This is a genomic window from Candidatus Obscuribacterales bacterium (genome assembly GCA_036703605.1).
Lineage (GTDB): Bacteria > Cyanobacteriota > Cyanobacteriia > RECH01 > RECH01 > RECH01.
In genome coordinates this window covers 1-1,158 of the sequence record DATNRH010000701.1, presented here as the reverse complement: position 1 = coordinate 1,158, position 1,158 = coordinate 1, and the positions used below count along the sequence as shown (strand labels likewise).

1 protein-coding gene is annotated in these 1,158 nt (G+C 53.8%); it reads right to left on the bottom strand.

Annotation, left to right across the window (positions count from 1 at the left end; genetic code table 11):
- The coding region (locus tag V6D20_14825; GenBank protein HEY9817054.1) for a tetratricopeptide repeat protein at positions 1 to 725 on the bottom strand (725 nt) is incomplete at its 3' end.
- Positions 726 to 1,158: the final 433 nt, after the last annotated feature.

Below are 1,158 nucleotides of genomic sequence, written 5' to 3'. Positions count from 1 at the left end.
TGGGTTGGCATGTGAAGCAGGTGCCCCGCGTCGGGGACGAGGGTGCTGAGGGCATCCCCGTGCCGCAGTGCCTTCTCTGGATGAGGCGACATCTCCATAAGGTGAATGTACATGTGAAGGAGGCCCGGGTGCTGCCAAGCCCGCGCCCGAGCTTGAAACGCCTCGTCCAACACAGTAATTGCTTCAAGAGTGTCTGCGCCCTCAGCTGGTTTACCGCTCGGTAAATCCCATAACTGCCAAGGCGTGCGGTTCATCATCGCCTCGGCGAAAAGAGCGCAAACATCCAGGTCATCACCATATTCGGAATGGACCTTGCGCATTTCATTGGCAAAGGCGTCATTCCAAGGGCTAAAGTCCTCAACTTCCGAAGTGTCTGGGTAGCGCGCGGGCAATGTCTCAATCAGGGCACGTTCCACCGGTGTGACCTGATCCAGAAGTTCATTCGCTGCATCAATTGAGTTCTGGGCTACTTTGATACAGTCAGGTTTTTCGTCGTCCTCGAATGTCTCCCAAGGTTTATTGTAATTGGGGCCAATGCAATAAGCGATGCCCCAATGGGCCATTGCACACCCGGAATCCGCAGCCAGCGCTTTTCTAAAGCACTCGATGGCCTCTTCATGATTGTATGCGTAGGTCCACACCAATCCACGGTCGAACCATTTTTGAGCGTCTTGGGACGTGGTGGAGATAGATCGGGAGTATGAGCCTAGGTCGAAATAAGTCATCACATATATCTCCTTCCCCATTCTTTTGAATATTACAGCAAATTTACTTGGGCGGAAAGTTCCTCGGTTCTTATCGCCGACGTACTCTACGTTGCGGTGGGGACAAAACCATAGCTGGCCGAAATCCATGACTCCCTAACGCTGCTAATCTAGAATTGGATGACTGCTTGGGGCTCAGAGCGGACATTCGCTGAACAACGCACTACCCCGACTCCATCAAGAGCCTGTTTGACCTGGCTGGCCGCCAAGATCGCAGGCTGGGGGATGGGCGCTAGTCTGCTTGGGATGACCTGTAATGGGCGTGGTCAGTCTCTATGTGCGCACCCATTGCTAGGAAAGGCTTTCAGGATTCGGACGATCCAGAGCCTTCATAGTCAACGGACAAGGCCTGCCCCCATAGAACACGTCGAGGATCGCCTGAAATTCCGACCCG